Here is a 20,888-nt window from a genome sequence, read left to right as displayed (position 1 = left end):
CGAAACACGCTCCGCCGCAGTCCATCCCCTGGTCTGCGTAGCGGAGAAATATCGGGGTCAGACTCCCCTGTTCCGGGGCCTTCAACCGCAGCTATCATTTCATTTTGCGTGGTCGGTTTCGTCCGACGCCAAGTGATCAGAGCAGTCGCGCGATCCCGCAGGCACTGCACTTGACGCCTCCGGGCTGTATCGAACCGCCCATAAACTAAACTCGAACCACTATAGCCTCTGAAACGCCTATGGCCAAAGGCGCCGACCCGCGTGATGAACCTGATCGGAACACCCGCATTGATTGCCGCAATGAAGGCATAGGCGGTTTCTACGGCCGGAAAACCAGCCGCCGCACCGGTCCCATCAACCTGGACGGGCCAAAACAGCCACTAAGGTCGTTTTGCAACCGAAACTGAGAAATCTAGGGAAAACTCCGCGCCAAGACTCAAATCCTCAGAAACAGACAGAATGCTGCGCGTTTCCACACAGCCTCCGGACAATGCAGACGTCTTTCGACTCGGATGAATTAAATAAAAGTGGTCAAGCTGGGAACTCTACTTGATTCAGAACCATACCACTTGGCAACTAACTTCATTGAGTTGCGTGGCGCTCTTTTTCCGGCCAGAATTCATCCACAACGACATATGCGATAATTACAAAGAAGGCGGCACTAGCAACTTGTAATACTCGAGTGATGCTCTTGACGTCAGCCTCGTCTGAAAATGGTGCAACAGACCCACCATACACAATCAGAGCCGTTGTAATAGCAGAGCCGGCGGCAGCTGCGAGCGGGACTTGAGATTTTCCAAGTGCTCCGAGGGTCAGACAGAAGAAAAAACATAGCAGAACGGGCGTCAGAATAACCGGAGCTATTACGTTTATTTCATAGCATATGATGGATACTGCCGCCCCAAGAAGGTTTGCCGTCAGCATAGCTTTTGCAACGGTTTTGCCTGCGGCAGGCATAGCCGCAAGTTGCTGGCTCAGCAGAGCGACAAAAAACAGAACCAGCAATGCGGACGCTCCGGAAATAAAGAACGCCATAGCAAACGGAACTGTTACAAGCGACATCCTGACAATTCGGCGATGGGGGTCGAAGTCCGGCGACGTTGCTGCCTTCTTTTGAGCCGCCGTTTGAGGTTCAGCGGGTATCAACACGAACATCAGCGTCGATACGAAGCCTGCAAAAAGCAGGTTCAACGGTATCCAATACACGAGCACCAAAGCCAGATTCTGAGATTGCAGAACCAGGTTTGGAATCATCAAGGCCCCCATGAGGGCGATGACACCCGGCAATACTCCGGCACCAGAAACTGACCAAATGAACGACAGGATTATTCCAATGGCCACGAGGATGAGGAACACAAGAGGATATGGCGAGAAGATTGACGAGACCAAGAAGGAAATGAACATCAATCCAATTGAAAAGACAAACAACTTAGCAAATGCTGCCAAAGGCAAAGCGGCAGGCGCTTGAAGAAAAAGGGCAGTGAAAACCGCCCCGACGACGGCGAGTGGCCACCCGAGAAACAGGCCCAATGTAAATACACCGGTAACACCTAGCGCAAGCCGGGTGACAGAGCGGCGGTCCTCAGTACGCATAGGACAGAATTGATACCACACGGATGTAGGTACGGCCCACGAGGTTCAGCAACGAGTTGTCACTAAGATACATAATCACATCGGCCTGCCCGTTCAGTTGGAAACGAAGATCATCTTCAGCACTACCAGCTTCATAGCCGGGCAAGATAATCCTGACCGGGAACCTTTCCGGCTCACGCAAAAATCCCTTTGTGCTTGGTGGGCTAGCCAATTTTCCGGGTTCATCACCGCCACTCAAAGACACAGCAGCACTGAAGCTCTCAATGACGCCCGTAACAATTTGACCGGGATGCATATCCAACACTACATCAACCGGAGACCCCACCGAAGCTCTTCCCAAGTTGTTCTCGGTAAAGTACGCCTCGATCCAAATGTCGGTTGCATCCAGAAATGTCAGAAGATCTTGGCCGGATCTCGCATACGTTCCGGGGGCTATCAGCAGATTCGAGATTATACCTGTCGCCGGAGCACGCAGTTCAGTCCATTCAAGGTTTAGTTCTGCATCCGCCAAGGCCGCCAACGCGCGCTGGATTTTCGGGTTATCAATCCCGTCAACACCAAGCCGCTGCTTCGCCTTTTCAAGATCTGCTTTTGCGTTCTCAAAGTTCGCCTCGGACTGTGCCAGTTGCCCTCGGGCATCATCGGCCTTTGAGACGGCAATCAACCCTTTCTTTTCAAGCGCAAACACACGCTCCGTCTGCAGACGCATGGTGTCGAGATCACTCTGCGCCCTTGCCAGTTTGGCTTGCGCGCCGCTTACTTCCGCTGACGACGCTCCCACTTCCTGAGTGGCTGCCTCGAGATCGGCTTCGGCTTTGTCGCGATCAATTTCGTAAGGTCTGGCATCAATCCGAACTAGAACGTCTCCTGCCGAAACGACCTGACCGTTTTCAACAAGAACCTCGGTCACCGTCCCAGTGACCTGCGGAACGATCTGGGTCGCCACGGCCTTTACTCTGGCGTTCCCGGTGAAAGGTGTCTTGCGGTCAGCGACCAGATACCAGACGAGAAAGATGAGAATGACAGCCAATGTAGACCAGATCGTTTTCCTCATTTCGCCACTCCTTCAGCGGCGTTTTCGGTGCCCGGTGAGGCGTCGATCCAGACTTTGAACAACTCATAGAAGACAGCAAACAAAACGGGGCCCATGAAAATGCCGATTAAGCCATAGGCCATCATGCCTCCTAGCACCCCGATGAGGATCACAAGCATGGGCGTATCAAGGCCTTTTGAGATAAATACGGGCCGCAGGAAGCTGTCCATAATTGTTACGGGAATCGCCAGTATGGTGAAGATCAAAGCTGCACCTCCGGACATGGAACTCCATGCGTAGATGATAACAGGCAAAAGAACCAAGCCGGGTCCAATCTGGATGATCGAGAGGATCAGGCAGATGAACGCCAGCGTGGCGGCCGAGCCAATCCCGAACAGCACCAACAATACCCAAACGACCACCGCTTGAATCGCTGCAACGCCGATTACACCCTTTGTTACATTACGGATCGTTGCCCCCGCCAATGTTACGAATTCACCGCCACGCGGCGCAAATACACGGTTTGCAAAGTGCTGAAGGCCCTGAACCAGATTCGGCCCTGGGCTAAACAAAGCCCCCATTATCAATACCGACAATGCAAGGCCGAGAAGTCCAATTCCGATCCCCAGCACCTTTCCAAATAAGGATTTAGTGATCTCAAGAATCTGGGCGCCGTATTTTGCAAGCGCACCGTCCAGATTCCGTTCGAACATTCCCCAGACATCGGCAATTTTTCCTCCGACTAGCGGTAGTTCCTTGATACCTTCGGGCGCTGGGGGGATTTTCAATTCACCCCTGTCTGCTTGTTCCGCGAATTCAGACCCAAGTTCTGCGGCACCAGACACCGCAGTTGCGACTGGCCCGAGGGTCAGAACAAGACCCATCAAAACCAAGATCGTCGCTGTAAGCTTCTTTCGGCCTCCTAACTTGGACTGCATCCAATTAAATACCGGGTAAAGCGCCACACAGAGGATCGTTGCCCAGATAACTACGCTTGCAAGCGGGGCCACCATGACCAGAGCGCTGTAAAGGAATAGTCCGAGAAAGAGCAATCGTATCGCCAGATCGACAATCTTCGCGTCCTGGGTCTTTTCCATTCCATCCCTCCACTAGCTGTTTTCTGAACATTACACTCAAAAAGTAAAATATGTATATATGTTTTAGTTTTATGCGTCCGCCTATCAGCTTGAAGACACAAGTTAATCTGGGGCGCGGCCTGAGGTGCCTAGTCAAACTAATACCTGCGCATGAACTCAGTTTGGCTGAATTGGGTATAATCTATTTATCCGTTTTTTCGTCGTCTTGAGACAAGATCGTATCTGCCACCGTGGTAGCTGCTGTCACGAAGACACCGAGGCCCACGATGATGTATACCATTGTGAAGATTTTTCCTGCCGCAGTTTCAGGGGAGAAGTCACCAAACCCCACGGTCGAAATTGTCACTACAGAAAAGTAGATTGAGTCGAGCCAACTCCAACCTTCGACAAAGTGGTAAAAGACCGAGGCCCAAAAAATCATTCCAATTGTGAAGGCAAGGATGCCCTTAACTCTACCGTCCTTGAAAGCGACGCCTATCCCTCGTGTTATTCTGGTTAGTGAGTTCATCTTGTCCTCGTTGATTGAAGAATTCACATATAGCAGTAATTACATGAATGTGGGGAATAGAAGGAATCTGATTGCCTGTAGTTTGGAAGATGTGTCCAGCAGCCATAGTCAAAGCTCATGCAACGTGTCCGTTTCTGGCTTTTGAAATCCACTTCAAACCAGCTGTTCAGAAACTGGGTGTGCCGGGTTTTGTTGCACAATTGCGCTTAGGGATTCACTCCATGAATCCAAGTTGATAGCTGGAGAGTATGAGCAGTTGGTCCCCTACGAAGTACAAGACCAAGAACTGACCGTCGTACAACACGGCGTTGAAGCAGCGCGGTTCACTATCGATCTGGTTTGAACCTGAGATGGCATGGTATGCGCCAGCGACGGGCAAGTGCGGTCGTCAGCCAGAGTTCAGCGATGCAGCGATCCAGGTTTGTCTGATGCTGAAGGTGCTGTTCGGCATGCCTCTTCGCCAGACGACAGGGTTCGTTGAAAGCCTGTTGCGCCCAGCAGGGCTTGACCGGAAAGTTCCGGACTTCTTACCCTCTGTCGTCACCAGAAGACGTTGAACGTCTCTATCCCATACCGCGGTGGAACTGGGCCGTTGCACCTGTTGATCGACGCGACCGGGATCAAAGCTGAGGGCGAAGGTGAGTGGAACGCCCGCAAACATGGCGGCAGTAAAAAAGCGCCTGTGGCGTAAGCTTCATCTCGGAATAGATGAAGAAACACTGGAGATCCGCGCGGTTGATGTCACGACAAGCAACATCGGCGATGCCCAAAGCCGCGCAGAGACAAAGATGAACTGCGTCAAACTCCTTGGCCAAGGCATCATGGCCCGAGACTTCAATCGGCAGGTTGCCGAGTTCTAGGTCCGGATTGCGGTGCTCAACCGCTGCACAGCTCTTGGCATAACCAACACTGAGCCCGTAGCATAAATCCGTCCGGGGAAAGGGGAAGTGTGCTCACCCCCTGATTTGGGCAACAGGCCGGTGTGCCGCACAAACAGAGCGTTGGTCATTTACCCGTTTCTTAGACGTTCGACCAAATCGGCGAGAGTGCCAGCTATACGGTCAAGGTCATTTACAGTTCAGAATAGTAGCCGACCATATATTTCATTAATTTATTGATCAAATGGTCTAGGTTGCCCACGGGATGAAACGGAATATTAGGAGAAAGCCTTGCGATACGTTGCGAAAGGTATGTTGATTTGTTGCGCTGTCGCGTTTGTCGCTGTGTTGGCAGCTTGGCTTTTCCTGTCTTCTGCGTTGTTTTCCTCTGTCAGGAAAACTTTCGTTGAAAATCTGATCTCTAAGAAACTTGGTCAAGAGGTTAGAATTGAAGATGAAGTGCGTCTGGGTCTTGGTCGGCAATTGCAGGTATCAGCGGCGGGGCTGGTATTGCCTGGACCTCCGAATGCTGATGTGAACTTGGCAGCAATCGATGAAATTGAGTTTGAAGTTTCCGCGCGCGACCTCTGGAACAGTAAACTTTCGCTGAGTGACCTTTCTCTCTTGGGGGTTCACCTGAACCTGATCACAGACAAAGCAGGCGTCGGAAACTGGCAGTCCATTTCCCAAGCGGACGTTAATGCCGGGACACCTGCAAAATCTCCGAAGCTGCCAGTATCTGGAATTCTAACGGACCACAAACTTGACCTGACTAATGTTGCCGTTCTTTACCGGAACGATCTAAATGGGCTTGAGTTGAATCTGCAGCTGACTGAGTTGCTTTTGAAGCGTGATTCGGAAACCGACGTTGCGACCGCAGTTGGGACTGGTTCGCTAAACGGAGAGAGTTTTGATCTGAACGGGACATTTCCCGCGGAAGACCCGTTTCAGGTTGCAGTGAACTTCGAACAGATCTCGATTGCCGCTCAGGAAGTCCCTCAAGAGAACGGGTTACAAGTGAAAACGACCTTAGATGTTGCCGAACTTGGCCAGTTTCTCGATATCCTGAAGCTAAACCGCGTTTTGGAAGGTACTGGGAATATTGGTGCAACGTTCAAATCAGTTGACGGCGTAGCACGAATTGACGACCTATCTGTATTGGCTGAATTGGAAGGCGGACAAAGCTTATCGCTGACGGGGCAGGTCGGAGAATTGGGAAACCCGGAAGACGTATCGCTGACAACCCGCATTAGGTTGTACCCTGAAGATGCTGAACCAGCCCCTGCCGCATCGCGATATGATCTTAAACTTATCGCGGTTGACATGGTTATTGACAGCGTGCCTGGGCAGATTCCGCAGCGACAAATGGTTATTGAGACCAACGGCTTCACGTTGGACACGTCTGGCGAAGGCCCGCCCCCGATAGAGTTCTCCGAGCTCTCTAGAACACCCGAAGGCGCCTTAAGGGTTGGGAGCATCAACCTGAGAATTGGGGAACCCGCCAATCCGTTTATCATTTTGAAAGGTTCGGTCGATGACGCGCTTCAGGTGCAAGGAATATCAGCCGAAGGCCTAATGGATATTCATGCAAGCAGTTTGATCTCACCAGAACTCCTAGGACCGGACGACCAACTCGGCAGGTTTTCCGGCGGCTTCCATTTGAACGGTGACATCAATCAGCTTTCGCTGACGAATTTGGATGCAAAGACAAGCGAAACGGAAGTCTGGAACCTCGAGGTGCATGGCACTGTTAAAAATGTACTTAAATTCGAGGACCTGGATTTGGCCATTGATGTCGCAGTCCCATCCGGAGCGGACCTATTGGAGGCTCTATCGCTTGAACGCGTGGAAACTGGGCAGGCTCGCCTTGAAATAGACATCGTTAGTGAAGGCACTGATTGGAACGCGAGTGCCAACGTCGAGGTTGCCGACTCGGTCTTGCAAATTGTGGCCGATCTTGATGATGCGACAAGTGACCCTGTACTGCAGGGTTCCATAGAGAGTGACCTGATAAAGGTAGATCAGATCCGAACCATCGTTCAGGCTGCTGCACAGTTGAGGAAAATAGGCGGTCCAGAGCCGGAAGAGAAAGAAACTAAGCAAGAAGACGAGCGCGACCAAGGTGCGCTAAGAGATGTAACGCTTAAACCTATCGGGCGTTCAATTCTCTTGTCCGGTATGGATATGGATGTCGACATCGACCTTCGGCACATAGAGGGTGCCAAGGGCATCAGCAGTTTGCAGAGCGAACTGACGCTCAACAAAAACGAGCTGAAGGCTGGGCCTTTGAAGTTTGAATACGGGGGCGCAAGTTTTGACGTCAGCGGGCAAATGGATCTATCAAACGACGCGCACCTGCTCACGTTGACCGGCAAAGCGGGTGGCTGGCAGTTGGAGGATATTCTTCACAATCTGAACTTCAAGAAAGGCGCGAGCGGTAAGATCTATACAGACTTTTCGGTGACAGGGGGAACCGATTCACCTAAGCATTTTACTAACACTATGAGCGGCAACGCCACAGTGTCACTGCGTGATGGCTCGATCGAAACCCAGCTTTTAGATCTGGCAGGGTTAGGGCTGCTACCTTGGGTGTTTACCAAGGAAAAACAGAAGGTAGCTCCAATTGTATGTCTGCGAGCGCCGATTAGTATTTCCAATGGGAACCTCTCGACGAAACAAACCACGTTGGAAACAGATCACGTCCAGGTTGTCGTCTTTGGTGCTGTTGATTTGGCGGGCAAGGCCTTGGACCTAAATCTACAACCCCGCAAAATCGGAGAGCCTCTTTCGAGAAGTCCGTGGCCAGTGACTTTAAAGGGCCCGCTGGCTAAGCCGAAGGTTAAGGTCAAAGACGGACCAAAAAGACTGAAACGATCGGATGGTGCGGACAAAATGCCGACAAAAAGAAAGCTATGCGTTCCGGATATCTTGCAATTGCAGTAGCGGCGGGGGCCGACAGAGAAAGAACAAATCTAGGGTTTAAGAAGCAGACAATTCTTCCGAAAAACCGCACGTTCTTTATCACTTTAACCAATGCCGAAAGCAACGATTCCGCATTCTGCGTCTGGCTGAACTTTGACCCAAACAGCTCAATTGATGTCTCGGGGCAAAGTTATGCGTTCCAGGTTGCCATGTCCCTACGGTCAGGACTCACAACAAAAAGATGACGGTCGCGGCAAGGCATATGGCGGACAGGAACAAGTCACCGCACCTGTCATAGCGCGTCGCGATACGGCGCCAGTCTTTCAATCTGGCAAACAGATTCTCGATGCGATGGCGCTGACGATATAGCTTGGCGTCATGTTCAGCCGGATTTCTTCGACCACGTCGCGCCAGTATGCAGGCCTCGGTGCCGCGTTCGGCAAGCGCCTCACGGAACCAGTCTGCATCATACCCTTTGTCTGCCAAGAGTGATTTGGCTCGTGGAAGGCTGCCCAGCAACACCATAGCACCCTTTGCATCGCTCATCTGGCCGGATGAGAGGAAGAACGTCAGTGGCCTTCCACGTCTGTCGCAGACCGTGTGCAGTTTGCTGTTCAAACCGCCCTTTGTGCGACCGATGGCACGGGTTCGAGCCCCCCCTTTTGAGAGGCTTGACGCTGTTCGGTGTGCCTTCAGGTGAGTGCTGTCGATCATGATGGTTTCACCATCCTGTCCTGGCTGAGCCAGTTCCCTAAAGATACGGGCAAAGATACCCATGCGGGACCATCTCACAAAACGATTGTAGAGCGTCTTGTGCGACCCATAATCCGCCGGAGCGTCTCGCCACCGAAGGCCGTTTCGAATGACATGGATGATACCGCTAAGCACCATTCGGTCGTCGGATCGTCCACCCCCGCGAGGTTTCGGGAAAAGGTGTTTGATGCGGTTCACGTGGTCTGACTTATGCCAAAACAGATGCGACATGTGCATTCCTCCCGTCGCCCTTGAATCACGGGCTTACGCCGGTTGGAACCGCCATATCGAACGTCAAGAATGCCGACTTTTCCGCCGTCTGACGGAAGGGGCAACCGTTAGCAAAACACAGCGCCAATTTCCAAAGCCCGCGTTCGGTTGGAGCTCATTTAACGGAGAGTAGAGCGCTAATCCCCTGCTCGATGCGTCCTGCGACAGGCTCCGCAAGCGGGATCGAACGCAGGAAATATTCTGGGTCGACCCCGGCCTCGAAGAATGCCGCCAGAGCCTTTTTCCCCATATCTATTCGCCCGGCCATTGCATGCATGGCGGCAATCAGCATCCAGTCGTACAGATTGTCACGGCCATCCACCTCGCTGATCATATCCGAGGCCACCTCGTATTCGCCCCGCATGAAGGGATCGAGCGCACAAGGGATGTTGATCCAGATTGGCAGTAGCGGGTTGTGTTCTCTTGCGCCTTCGATCATGGCTGTCGCTTCTCGCGTGTCCCCGATTGCGGCGAGCCAACCTCCCACCATCGCAGTCAACAACGTGGCATTCGGGTTCGCCTCGATAGCGCGCTCTATCAGGTTTGCGTACCGGGTGTTCTCACCGTGGAATCGCGCGAAACTCGCAGCGGCGTAGAGAGCTTCCTGACAGTTAGGTGCCAACGCGATGGCCGTTTCTGCATGGCTCCTTCCATCGGAGACAACATCTTCCGCAGACCGGGCGCCCAAAGCTGCTTCCTCGATTAGTGCAATGGCCTTGAGCGCGTGGGCCAACCCGCTCGAAGGATTGTCGCGTAGCGCGGTGTCGATGAGGTCACTGAACTCTTCGAGACTGGATCGGCGTGAAGTCCGCATGTGTGCGTGAAACGCCAGAAGGGCCTCAAAGACACCTGCATCTTCCGCACGCCTCCCGGAGTATTGCGCATTGAGATCTTCGGCGACTGCGCCGTAGGCGTCCGCCATACGGGTCGCGCATTGCCGCGCAATTTGTTCCTGCACATCGAAGGGATCTTCTGAATCGCCGGAAACGCGAAACCTGTCGGACCAGACTAAAGCTTTTCCAGGGTTTCGGTCGAGTTGAACTGACACACGCAGGCTCCCACCAGCCTCCCGGACATTGCCTCTCAAGATGTAGTCTGAGCTCTCTATAAGTTCTTGTTGCCCTATCTCCCGCGTAGAGTGGTCGGTGTGCCAACCTGACAACACTTTGATCTGGCCAAAGCGGGCGAGCTCGAGCGCGATCTCCTCAGGCAACCCTTCTCGGAAAATCAGGGCTTTTTCGGAGTCCGCACCTTCAAACTGCAAGATTGCGAGTGTTGGTAGTCCACGAGGGATTCTTTTTTGGATTTTGCTTTCCTCTACCGCGCGCCGCACGAACTGCGGGCGATACCTGCCCTTCGGAACAGTGATTATGATCTCGTCGGCGACACCAGCCGTCAGGTAGTAGTGTTCAATTGCCTTGCGCAGCTTGATCGCTTCGATCCGGACAATGGAGTCATTGTTTGAGTCGAAATCGGCGCCGCGTCCGAAGATATCCATCGCAAGAGCAGTGCCCTTCAGGTATTCGCCCCGACCCTCAAGTTCTTCGGTAACAATGTGGGCGAGGAATTTCTGTATCCTTGGGCCAGCCGTGAAGTCAGGCGATGCCAGGATTTGCTCAAGTTGTTGGGCTATCTCTTCGTTGCTCGGTTGGTCTCTCATGGTCAGCCTCTGTAGCTTCAACCCCTAAACTCTAAGCCGCAAGCCCGCGCTTGCAACCTGTTTGCAAAATTGCTCCCCATCGGGTGGATCGGTTGGCGTTCGGCTCTGATCGCCCAACTGTTGTTAACAGTTGTCGACGTCCCGCTTCATCACACCGTTGGCTAAGTCCCAATCATCGAAAACGCGGACAGATCCGCAAAAGCCGAAGGGAAACAGAAAGATGAAAGCCTCCAACACCAAGAACCGCTCCTGGACCTCCACCGCCATCACCGCCATCCTGGCTGCCACTGTGACCACCACTGCCGTCACAGCCAATGCTTGTTCGCGCTTCGTTGCCGACACGGACCATGGCACAATCGTGACCCGTTCGCTGGACTGGGGCGGCAGCCGTCTGGGCGCCTATGCCCGTGTCCACCCGGAGGGCGAAGCCCGCGTTTCCTCTGATGTTGCCGAATACGCCAACGTAAAGGAATGGACCGTCAAGTATCACACGGTTGCCATGGAAGAGCACGAGACATTCCACGGTGTCACCGCCGAGGCAATCAACGACCAGGGCCTGAGCGCCATGGGCCTTTACATGAACGACTCCAAACCGTTCGTTACCGAGCACAAGGATAGCGGTGCGCCAGCGGTCAACATGGCAGACCTGACGACATTCATCGCCGAGAACTACGCCACCGTGGCCGAGGTCGTCGCTGGACACGAGGCCGGAGATTTCCAGATCGCCTGGGGAGCAAAGATGCGCGGCAGCGACAGCTACCACGGCGTGCACTTCTCGGCGGTCGACAAAAGCGGCCATATCGCACTCTTCCAGCTCAACGAAGGTGGCTTGGAGGTCGTCTACACCGGCGATACCGACAGCGATCTGCGGGTCATGGTCAACAGCCCGCTCCAGCAGGACCAGCGCGAGTACGCCGCCCAATTTGATCTTGCAAACAATCCGTCGGGGCAAGGCATCCCTGCCGACATCGGGTCGGCCAACCGCAATGTCCGGATGCTCTGGACGTCAATGAACCAGGATTACAGCGATCTGAACTACGCCGAAACGCTGGGCCGCATCCAGCAGGCCTTCGATTACTCGGTGACCGTGCCCTTGAACATCCAGGACCCGCAGGACAACGGCGCAGGCGATGACTACCCCACCTGGGTAAGCTTCCAGTACAACTTGGACAATGGGGATATTCGCACCCGCGCCATGGATACGGCTCAGACGATCACTTTCAACATTGAGGACACGAAGGCCTTCGACGGTCCTGTCTGCGCCGACCTCATCCAGCAGGCCAATGATGGCAATGGCGACGTAAAATGGGGGACCTGCAACGCGAACTCCTGAAACTTAGACCGACCCCTCCAAGTATCACATGACAACCGCCGCTCCGGAAATCCGGGGCGGCGGAACATTGCGAGCCTAAATCCCCTGAACCAAGGCAGACCTCCGCCCGAATTGAATAGTTGCAGCTCCTCGCAGCCAGCCGATCACTTTATACGAGCAAGATTTGTAGGTCCTGAGCCTAAGACACGACCATTAATACCAACCCTGGCGCTGTCACCACTTACACTGAATTGATCTAGCCAGAGGGCCTTTCACCCAACTTGTTATATACACCGAAATCAATAACGATGACGGCATAAGTGGTTCTTTTGATCCGAAAGCCCTGTTTCAATCAAACCAATCCAACAACCGCAGTAATGCATTTGTGTAGTTTCGTAGATGAACCAGATGAATTGCTATGACCTCACGCTTATTCCAATCCACGTCAGACAACTTGGCGTAGCCGCCGATAAAGCTTGGATAGGTGTTCGCGGGCGAAGGTTTGCACCAGTGGCTTTTTCGGTAGCTTCTTCAAACTTCGCTCAAAATCCCGCAATCCGTTCAATTACCCAAAAGGCGGCTAGACTACCAATGCAGTAACTTGTCACGTGTTCAAGCTGGACCGCTCGCTCTTTTACTGCCGGATAGAGAAGCCGGGCCGCGAACCCAATGGTCAGTACCACAACGATAAACAGGATCTGACCAAGCTCTACCCCGACGTTGAAAGCAAACAGGGCCAGTGGAATGTCCCCTTCAGGCAAGCCGATCTCTCTCAGTGCCCCGGCGAACCCCAGACCATGTATCAAGCCGAATGCGAAAGCGACGATCCAGGGGAAACGCACGGCCAACGGGTCACGGTTCTCCGGTGAAAGCAATAGCTCATGGGCGAGGAACACGATTGAAAGCGCAATCACGGCCTCGACAGGTGGAGGAGGGAGGTTCAGCCAGCCGAGAGTGGCCGAAGCCAACGTGATGCTGTGCGCAACGGTGAACGCCGTGATCGCCCAGAACAACCGACTGCGATCGCGTATCAGCAGCACAAGCGCGAAGACAAAAAGCAGGTGATCAAGGCCTTCGAGGATGTGTGTCACTCCGAGCGCGACATAGCTCGAAAGGATGTCGAGAACCCCAGGATCCTCAGGTACAGTGAATGCGGTTTCGGTCCATGTCAGGCGACGCACCTGCGTCTGTCCGGGCTCCAATTCGTACCGCACTAAGGTTTCCGTTCTGGTCTGCTCCAGCCCGACGATCTCGATCACACCGCCCTCAAGGCCTCCTGGACAGGTGGTTACCCATGCGGTTGTCCAGGCACGTCCATCAAAGGACGGTGACGGAGGCGGCTCATGTGAACAGTTCCCTGGCAGGCGAGCCTCTATGGGCATCATTCGACCGTTCACGTCAGGTGCGCGCCAGGTCACGCGCCAGCGCTCTTGCCCCATGGACGCGAGATCGAGATACCCTGGATCAAGCGCGTGGGCCGGCGCGTATCCCGGCAGACAGATGGCGGAAATGGCGAGCAGAAGTAACAGCAGCCGTTTCATCTGTTCAACACCTCTTCGGCGTTGGGCAAGATAATGGTGTAGCGATCCAGCAGCGCCTGACCGAAGTTTTCGCGCATTTTCTTTGTCTCAGCGGCGAGCCATTCGGCCTTTACGCGGTCGCGGATTTCGGACAGCGGTGGCAGCACGGCGTCCATTCTCTCGATTACCCGCACGAGATGCAGGCCATAGCCGCTCTCGACCGGACCCTGCCATTTTCCGACCGGCAGGTCCGCCAGCGCCTCGTGGAACCCCTCTCCAAATGTGCGGTCGATCACCGGCGAAGGCGTTATCGGAAAGGACTGTGGCAGTAGAGTAGCCGGTCCCAGCGTCGCCGGGTCGGCACCGTTCTCCAGCAGCGCCAGAAGTTCTAAGGTATCCCGATCTCCGGGCACAACGATCTGTTCCAGAGCCATTCGAGCGGTTTGCGTGAACCGTTCCGGGTTTTGGTCCAGATACGTCTGAAGCATGGCCTCATCTGGTTCCACCATCGCGGCGCCGGATTCTGCGAGGAACTTCATCTTCTGGTTCAATCGCTGGCGTATGACCACGTCGCCTTGATCAAGTCCGAGGATCAGCGCCTCGCGGACATAGGCCTCTTCCAGCGCCCACGATTGCATCAAGTTCTCCAACTCCCGGATCGTGGGGGGGCGGTTCCAGGTGGCAATGAAGTTCTGCACCAGTCGGTTTGCCTCGCTCTCGGTCAAGCTGATCATATCGGGGCTGAGCGCAACTGGCTCATCCTCGATCGCCGCGTATGCGGCAAAGATCAGGGCACCAAGCGCGAAGAAATGGACAAGCGGGGAAAGAAGAAGCGTGCGCATGCGTATCATCAGGCCTTCGGGTATCAGTCGCCACAAGGGGGTAAGCTCTACGGTCGGCGATGTGATTGCAAGCTATTACACAAAACCTAAGTAATCTTGAGGCATATACAATCGCCAACCTCGCGACGCTTGCCGCCGGATTCCATGCATTCTACGATGAGCAAGGGTATCATGGCACGGAAGCTTTGACACCAAACAGGCGCCCTTAATCAGGCCAGATTGCCCGCGCCAAATCTCTATACCAAGCACGACGTCCGTTTGATCTCGGTCATGGCTACTGTTCGACCAAACCGCTAAAATATGGTTTTATGCTAAAACAGAAGCGTTGGGAGGAGAAGACATGGAACAGCAGAGACACGCCGCCGTAAAAAACGCGATTGCCTTGCTCGCAACGACTGTCCTCACTACGGCAATGCCAGCCCATGCGCAGGAATGGACCCCAGCTTCGGAACAGCTCGCCGATACCTATCCTGCTCCCGCCTATTCGCCTTATGCAGGACGAACCTTCCCTGAGCGGCCGCTGTGGGGAGAGACGCATCTTCATACGGGACAATCCATGGACGCCGGAGGTTTCGGTGCGCGCCTTGACCATGAGGATGCTTATCGTTTTGCGCGCGGAGAAGAGATCATCGCGTCCTCTGGCCAGCCTGTTCGCCTGTCGCGCCCATTAGACTGGCTGGTTATTGCAGATCACTCGGACGGTATGGGCATGATCTTCGACGCTCTTGCAGGCAATCCGTCGGTTACGCGCTATGAACAGGGCAAACGTTGGTCCGACGGGTTCCGCGCGGGCGGACAGACAGCAGTGGATACAGCGCTTGACCTGATCGGAAGCGTTTCTCAGGGCGCCATCGAAGAGGAAATGTTCAACAATTACATGCCCGGCTCGCGAAGGTTCGCAACGATTTGGTCGGACAACCTCAAGACCGCCGAGCGCTTCTACGAGCCCGGCATCTTTACCCCAATGCTCGGGTTCGAATGGACTTCGCTCGTCGCGGGCAACAACATGCACCGCAACGTGATTTTCCGCGATGGGCCGGACCGCGTTGGGCAAGTTGTTCCCATGGTGATGACGCCGCCCTGGGGCAGTCCCGATCCCATGGATCTCTATGCCTATCTCGAGGCCTACGAGGAGAAGACCAACGGCGCGGTGCTGGCACTTGCACATAACGGCAACCTGTCCAACGGCGTAATGTTTCCGATCGACATCCGGTTCGACGGCTCGCCTGTGACTCAAGAGTACGTTGAAGCCCGGGCCAAATGGGAACCGCTCTATGAGATCACTCAGATCAAGGGCGACGGCGAGGCACACCCGTTTCTCAGCCCGAATGACGAGTTTGCCGACTATTACAATTGGGATGTCGGCAACCTCGATCTATCCGAAGCCAAGACCGAGGATATGCTGGCGCGAGAATATGCCCGCGAAGCGCTGAAGAGCGGGCTGGCGCTGGAAGCTGAGTTCGGGACAAATCCTTACAAGTTTGGGTTCAGCGGCGCGACAGACAGTCATACCGGTCTTGTGACCGCCGAAGAAGAGAATTTCTTTGGCAAGCACACCGGGTACGAGCCGTCCGCAGAGCGGATGCAGCATCCTTTCATGAAGAATGAAAACGGTGAGCTGTTCGCTTGGCAGATGGTCGCTGCCGGTCTCACGGCGGTCTGGGCCGAGGAGAATACCCGCGAAAGCATCTTCGACGCCATGGCGCGCAAGGAAGTCTACGCCACGACCGGCCCTAGAATATCGGTTCGTTTCTTCGGTGGCTGGGACTTTGACGAGGCCGATATCGCATCTCGTATTCCGTCAACCGTAGGGTATTCGAAAGGCGTGCCAATGGGCGCTGACCTGTCCGCTGCACCCGATGGTGCCGAGGCGCCAACATTCATGGTGGCCGCGCTAAGGGATCCGATTGGCGCCAACCTCGACCGCATCCAGGTCGTGAAGGGCTGGCTCAATGAGGACGGCACGACCAGCGAAGCCATCTATGACGTCGCCTGGTCCGACGGGCGCGTCCCCGGCTCGGATGGCATGCTGCCCGCGGTAGGCGATACGGTGAATGTGGCAACCGCGAGCTGGGCCAACTCGATCGGGGCATCCGAGCTTGCGACCGTCTGGACCGACCCGGATTTCGATCCGGCACGCCCGGCCTTCTACTACGCCCGGGTATTGGAGATCCCCACACCGCCTTGGTATGTCTACGATGCCTATCGCTACGGGATCGAGATTCCTGAAGGTGCACCAATGTCGCAGCAGGAGCGCGCCTATACCTCGCCGATCTGGTACACGCCGGCAGGCTGACGGATGGCGGAATTTGGGATGACAGTAACCCTCGACAGCCCCTTTGATGGCGCTGCTGTGCTACCGGAAGTGTCGCAAGGCTTCGAGAAAACCAATATCGTATACCACAGTTGGTACTCGCGCCGATTTTTCGGATAGCAAACAACCAAATTGAGAATGGTATTTCCATAAGGTGGGCCAAGGAGTAAGCCTAAAATATATTCAAAAGCGTAATATATTGATAAATAAGTGAATTTTTAAGGGATATGGTGCTGCTGGAGAGAATTGAACTCTCGACCTCTCCCTTACCAAGGGAGTGCTCTACCTCTGAGCTACAGCAGCGCTGTGGGCGGGTGATTAGACTCAAACGAAACGCGGCGCAAGGGTGTCTGGACGGTTTTTTTCGCCTCCTGTAGAGAAAGATCATGACGGATAAAAATTCACCCAAAAAACAAGGTAAACCCGGCGATGCGCGCGAGGCGCGGCTGAAGGCGGCGCTGAAGGCCAACATGGCGCGTCGCAAGGCGCAGGCCAAGGCGCGTGCGGCCGCGGGGGACAAGCCTGACAAGGACGAGGGATAAGAGCAGATGGATTCGATTCTGGTAACGGGCAATGGCCCGCTGAACGGTCAGATACCGATTGCGGGGGCCAAGAATGCGTGCCTGACGCTGATGCCCGCAACATTGCTGAGCGAAGAACCGCTGACGCTGACCAATGCGCCGCGGCTGAGCGACATCAAGACCATGACCGCGCTGCTGCAATCGCTGGGGGCCGAGGTGTCGTCGCTGCAGGACGGTCAGGTGATTGCAATGTCCAGCCACAGCCTGACCAGCCAGACCGCCGATTATGACATCGTACGCAAGATGCGCGCCTCGAACCTTGTGCTGGGCCCCTTGCTGGCGCGGTTCGGGCAGGCGGTTGTTTCTCTGCCCGGCGGGTGCGCGATCGGCGCACGGCCGATGGACCTGCATGTCGAAGGGCTCGAGGCGCTGGGCGCCGAGATCGAGCTGAAGGACGGCTATCTGCACGCCAAGGCTCCGGGCGGTCTGAAAGGCGCCGTGCATCAGATGCGCTTTGCCTCTGTCGGAGCAACAGAAAACATCGTCATGGCCGCCACGCTGGCCAAGGGCACCACGGTGCTCAAGAACGCCGCGCGCGAACCCGAGATCGTCGATCTGGTTGAATGCCTGCGCAAGATGGGTGCCCAGATCTCTGGTGAAGGCAGCTCGACCATCGAAATTCAGGGCGTCGATCGGCTGCATGGGGCCACACATCAGGTTGTCACCGACCGGATCGAGCTGGGCACCTATATGCTGGCCCCGGCGATCTGTGGCGGCGAGGTGGAATTGCTGGGCGGGCGCATGTCGCTGGTCGAGTCCTTTGCGGCCAAGCTGGATGCGGCTGGCGTCAGCGTTTCAGAAACCAAAGGCGGTCTGAAAGTGGTCCGCAAAAACGGGCGCGTGCGCGCGGTGGATGTGGTGACCGAACCTTTCCCCGGCTTCCCGACCGACTTGCAGGCGCAGATGATGGCGCTGATGTGCACGGCTGAGGGCACCTCGGTTCTCGAAGAACGCATTTTCGAAAACCGCTTCATGCACGCCCCCGAACTGGTGCGCATGGGCGCGCATATCGAGGTGCATGGCGGCACCGCCACGGTCGCCGGTGTTGAACGCCTGAAAGGGGCGCCGGTGATGGCGACCGATCTGCGGGCTTCGGTCTCGCTGATCCTTGCCGGATTGGCGGCAGAAGGCGAAACAACGGTCAGCCGGGTCTATCATCTGGACCGCGGATATGAACATGTGGTGCGCAAGCTGGAAGGCGTGGGTGCAAAGATTGAACGGATCAAGGGCCAATGACAGACGCAAGTTTTGAAGACGGGCGCGAGGCGCCGCTAAATCTTGGGGCCGAGGATGCAGATGACCTTCAGGTAATCTCGACCCTCGCGCAGGATGCCGTGTTTCCTGTGACCGAGATGAAGTGGCAACCGGCGCAGCGCCGCTTTGGCCTGCTGCTGAACCGCTTCCGCTGGGAAGACAAGGATGCCGCCGCCCGCCGCGACCGCCCGTTTGAACGGGTGCAGTCGGTGCTGGTCTTCGGTTCGGTTCTCTCGGTGTCCAGTCAGGGCATTGATCGCGGTGACACCGACATGATCATGTCGTTGATGTCGGTCGTTTTCGAACCCGGCGAGGATGGCGCGGGCCATGTCCTGCTGACGCTGGCCGGTGACGGCGCGATCCGCCTGACAGTCGAGGCCCTGGATGCCACCCTCAAGGACGTCACGCGCCCCTATCAGGCCCCATCCCGTCAGGCCCCGCATCACCCCGAATAGATGCAGAACAAGCGCGGGATTTCTCAGGCGTTTTCGAAGGTGCCCGAAGGTGTCACTCTGCGTCGCGCCACCGTTTTCGACGTTTTCGACATCAGTCGGGTTCTGATCCGTTCGATCACGCAGCTCTGCGGGGCCGATCATCAGGGTGACCCGCAGGCCATCGCGCAATGGACCGATAACAAGGACCCGGCCTCGATCCGGGGCTGGATCAAACCTGGATCGCAGATCTGGCTGGCTGAACGGGCCGGGCAGGTGGCCGCCGTAGGCGGTTTGTTGGAAACCGGAGAGATCACTCTGCTTTACATCGACCCGGATCATAAGGGCTGTGGTCTGGGGGCGGCGGTTTTGAATCGGCTGGAACGGGAACTGCTCGCGGCGGGATGTTCCTCAGCCTCGCTTGAGGCAACAAAAACCGCGCAGGATTTCTATCTGCGCCACGGCTGGCAGGCTACCGGCCGGTGCTGCGGCCACGGGGATCTGTCCTGCTTTGCCATGCACAAATCGCTGCACCCCGTGGGCTGAGGGTTGAGGCCGCGCGCTCCGGGCGATATGTCCCAATGCGCAACGCCCGGAGTGCCAGATCATGCCCGTTTTCCTTGATACCAAATCGCCCGATTTCGAACCCGCCTTCCGGACCCTGCTCTCGGCCAAGCGCGAGGACAGCCCGGATGTGGATGCGGTTGTGGCGCAGATCATCGACGACGTGCGCAACCGGGGCGATGCGGCGGTGATCGAACTGACGGCCAAATTCGACCGGCTGGCGCTGACGCCCGAAACGCTGGCCTTCAGCGCACAGGAGATCGCGGATGCGGTGGCGCAGGTCGGGGCCGACGATCGCGCGGCGCTGGAACTGGCCGCTTCCCGTATCCGGGCCTATCACGAAAGGCAATTGCCCGAGGATCAGGAATGGACGGATGCGACGGGCGCAACACTCGGCTGGCGCTGGTCTGCTGTCTCGGCCGCAGGGCTTTACGTGCCGGGTGGGCTGGCCTCGTACCCGTCATCGGTGCTGATGAACGCCATCCCGGCCAAGGTGGCCGGTGTGGAACGGCTGGCCATCGTGGTGCCCACGCCCGAAGGGCAGGTGAACCCGCTGGTGCTGCTGGCGGCACAGCTGTCGGGTGTGGACGAGGTCTATCGCATCGGCGGCGCGCAGGCCGTGGCGGCGCTTGCCTACGGCACCGACACCATCGCGCCGGTCGACAAGATCACCGGACCGGGCAACGCCTTTGTCGCCGCCGCCAAGCGGCGCGTCTTTGGCAAGGTCGGCATCGACATGATTGCCGGCCCCTCGGAAATTCTGGTCATCGCCGACAAGAACAACGACCCTGACTGGATCGCGCTGGACCTGCTCAGCCAGGCCGAGCATGACGAAAGCGCGCAGTCGATCCTGATCACCGATGACGCCGCATTCGGCCAATCCGTCGCGCAGGCGGTCGAAAAACGGCTGGAAACCCTGCAACGCCGCGCCATCGCTGGGGCCAGTTGGCGTGACTACGGCGCGGTGATCACCGTGCGCAACCTGGACGAGGCCGCCGCCCTGTCCAACCGCATTGCCCCGGAACATCTGGAACTTTGCGTGGCCGACCCGCGCGCGCTGAGCGAAAAAACCATCCACGCCGGAGCCATCTTTCTGGGTCAGTACACACCCGAAGCCATCGGCGACTACGTCGGCGGTCCCAACCACGTGTTGCCCACCGCCCGCTCGGCACGGTTTTCGTCTGGCCTCAGCGTGATGGATTTCCTCAAACGCACCACGCTTAGTCAGATGACTCCCGAAGCCCTGCGTGCCATCGGCCCTGCTGCCGAACAGCTGGCGCAATCGGAAAGCCTCGAGGCGCATGGCCTCTCGGTCACCGCGCGCCTGAACGGCCTGAATGGCTGAAATGACGCAAA

17 protein-coding genes, 1 tRNA gene and 1 pseudogene are annotated in these 20,888 nt (G+C 56.0%); 10 read left to right on the top strand and 9 right to left on the bottom strand.

Features of this window, described 5'->3' with window-relative positions; translation table 11 throughout:
• Positions 1-582: 582 nt before the first annotated feature.
• The 4 genes from ACR0AM_RS09125 to ACR0AM_RS09110 all read right to left on the bottom strand — a co-directional run bounded on the left by ACR0AM_RS09125 (position 583) and on the right by ACR0AM_RS09110 (position 4,231).
• On the bottom strand, positions 583-1,593 hold the full coding sequence (locus ACR0AM_RS09125) for a DUF2955 domain-containing protein (protein WP_480518976.1): 1,011 nt from the start codon (positions 1,591-1,593) through the stop codon (positions 583-585).
• Positions 1,583-2,647, bottom strand: a complete 1,065-nt coding sequence (locus ACR0AM_RS09120) for an HlyD family secretion protein (RefSeq protein WP_480518978.1) — start codon at positions 2,645-2,647, stop codon at positions 1,583-1,585. Before ACR0AM_RS09120 ends, ACR0AM_RS09125 begins: the two co-directional genes overlap by 11 nt.
• Positions 2,644-3,723 carry an AI-2E family transporter gene (locus ACR0AM_RS09115; RefSeq protein ID WP_480518980.1) on the bottom strand — a complete coding sequence of 360 codons (1,080 nt, stop codon included), beginning with the start codon at positions 3,721-3,723 and terminating at the stop codon, positions 2,644-2,646. The genes ACR0AM_RS09120 and ACR0AM_RS09115 overlap by 4 nt, the downstream gene beginning before the upstream one ends.
• Before the next feature lie 181 nt (positions 3,724-3,904).
• Complete coding sequence (locus ACR0AM_RS09110) at positions 3,905-4,231, bottom strand: potassium channel family protein (protein WP_480518982.1); 327 nt, start codon at positions 4,229-4,231, stop codon at positions 3,905-3,907.
• 350 nt (positions 4,232-4,581) lie between these two features.
• Between ACR0AM_RS09110 and ACR0AM_RS09105 the strand changes: the two are divergent.
• The 3 genes and pseudogenes from ACR0AM_RS09105 to ACR0AM_RS09095 all read left to right on the top strand — a co-directional run bounded on the left by ACR0AM_RS09105 (position 4,582) and on the right by ACR0AM_RS09095 (position 8,052).
• A pseudogene (locus ACR0AM_RS09105) lies at positions 4,582-4,922 on the top strand (transposase).
• The gene (locus ACR0AM_RS09100; protein WP_480622849.1) at positions 4,870-5,091 is read left to right on the top strand and encodes a hypothetical protein; all 222 of its coding nucleotides are present in this window, start codon (positions 4,870-4,872) and stop codon (positions 5,089-5,091) included. Before ACR0AM_RS09105 ends, ACR0AM_RS09100 begins: the two are co-directional and overlap by 53 nt.
• A 309-nt stretch (positions 5,092-5,400) precedes the next feature.
• Positions 5,401-8,052, top strand: coding sequence for an AsmA family protein (locus ACR0AM_RS09095; protein WP_480622713.1), 2,652 nt, complete (start codon positions 5,401-5,403; stop codon positions 8,050-8,052).
• Positions 8,053-8,259: 207 nt separating this feature from the next.
• On the opposite strand, the gene ACR0AM_RS09090 is transcribed toward ACR0AM_RS09095, so the two are convergent.
• Together ACR0AM_RS09090 and ACR0AM_RS09085 are read right to left on the bottom strand one after the other, a co-directional pair.
• Complete coding sequence (locus ACR0AM_RS09090) at positions 8,260-9,015, bottom strand: IS5 family transposase (protein WP_480607774.1); 756 nt, start codon at positions 9,013-9,015, stop codon at positions 8,260-8,262.
• 154 nt (positions 9,016-9,169) lie between these two features.
• Positions 9,170-10,714 (bottom strand): hypothetical protein, encoded by a 1,545-nt coding sequence (locus tag ACR0AM_RS09085; protein WP_480518988.1) that lies wholly within the window; start codon positions 10,712-10,714, stop codon positions 9,170-9,172.
• A gap of 220 nt (positions 10,715-10,934) precedes the next feature.
• Between ACR0AM_RS09085 and ACR0AM_RS09080 the strand changes: the two genes are divergently transcribed.
• On the top strand, positions 10,935-12,047 hold the full coding sequence (locus ACR0AM_RS09080) for a linear amide C-N hydrolase (protein WP_480518990.1): 1,113 nt from the start codon (positions 10,935-10,937) through the stop codon (positions 12,045-12,047).
• Between the two features lie 521 nt (positions 12,048-12,568).
• Here the strand turns inward: ACR0AM_RS09080 and ACR0AM_RS09075 are convergent.
• Positions 12,569-13,567 (bottom strand): HupE/UreJ family protein, encoded by a 999-nt coding sequence (locus ACR0AM_RS09075; protein ID WP_480622712.1) that lies wholly within the window; start codon positions 13,565-13,567, stop codon positions 12,569-12,571.
• A complete protein-coding gene (locus tag ACR0AM_RS09070; RefSeq protein WP_480622711.1) occupies positions 13,564-14,388 on the bottom strand; it encodes a peptidyl-prolyl cis-trans isomerase in 825 nt (274 codons plus the stop codon). The genes ACR0AM_RS09075 and ACR0AM_RS09070 overlap by 4 nt, the downstream gene beginning before the upstream one ends.
• Positions 14,389-14,728: 340 nt before the next feature.
• Here ACR0AM_RS09070 and ACR0AM_RS09065 point away from each other — a divergent pair, with 340 nt between their 5' ends.
• Complete coding sequence (locus ACR0AM_RS09065; protein ID WP_480555606.1) at positions 14,729-16,684, top strand: DUF3604 domain-containing protein; 1,956 nt, start codon at positions 14,729-14,731, stop codon at positions 16,682-16,684.
• Positions 16,685-16,930: 246 nt separating this feature from the next.
• On the opposite strand, the gene ACR0AM_RS09060 is transcribed toward ACR0AM_RS09065, so the two are convergent.
• Positions 16,931-17,005: transfer RNA gene (locus ACR0AM_RS09060), tRNA-Thr, on the bottom strand.
• 83 nt (positions 17,006-17,088) lie between these two features.
• On the opposite strand from ACR0AM_RS09060, the gene ACR0AM_RS09055 reads away from it, so the two are divergent.
• From ACR0AM_RS09055 to hisD, 5 genes are all read left to right on the top strand, one after another.
• A complete protein-coding gene (locus tag ACR0AM_RS09055; protein WP_209505784.1) occupies positions 17,089-17,244 on the top strand; it encodes a hypothetical protein in 156 nt (51 codons plus the stop codon).
• A 6-nt stretch (positions 17,245-17,250) separates the two neighbouring features.
• Positions 17,251-18,519 carry a UDP-N-acetylglucosamine 1-carboxyvinyltransferase gene (gene murA / locus ACR0AM_RS09050; protein WP_480539493.1) on the top strand — a complete coding sequence of 423 codons (1,269 nt, stop codon included), beginning with the start codon at positions 17,251-17,253 and terminating at the stop codon, positions 18,517-18,519.
• Positions 18,516-18,992, top strand: a complete 477-nt coding sequence (locus ACR0AM_RS09045; RefSeq protein WP_480539491.1) for a DUF2948 family protein — start codon at positions 18,516-18,518, stop codon at positions 18,990-18,992. Before murA ends, ACR0AM_RS09045 begins: the two co-directional genes overlap by 4 nt.
• Entirely contained in the window at positions 18,993-19,514 is a 522-nt protein-coding gene (locus ACR0AM_RS09040; protein ID WP_480495062.1) for a GNAT family N-acetyltransferase, read from the top strand.
• A 61-nt stretch (positions 19,515-19,575) separates the two neighbouring features.
• Positions 19,576-20,877 carry a histidinol dehydrogenase gene (gene hisD, locus ACR0AM_RS09035; protein WP_480539489.1) on the top strand — a complete coding sequence of 434 codons (1,302 nt, stop codon included), beginning with the start codon at positions 19,576-19,578 and terminating at the stop codon, positions 20,875-20,877.
• Positions 20,878-20,888 lie beyond the last annotated feature (11 nt).

This window comes from Ruegeria sp. AD9 (assembly GCF_056542305.1).
The sequence above is the reverse complement of the archived record's forward strand: the minus strand, read 5'-3'. Positions and strand labels throughout refer to the sequence as shown.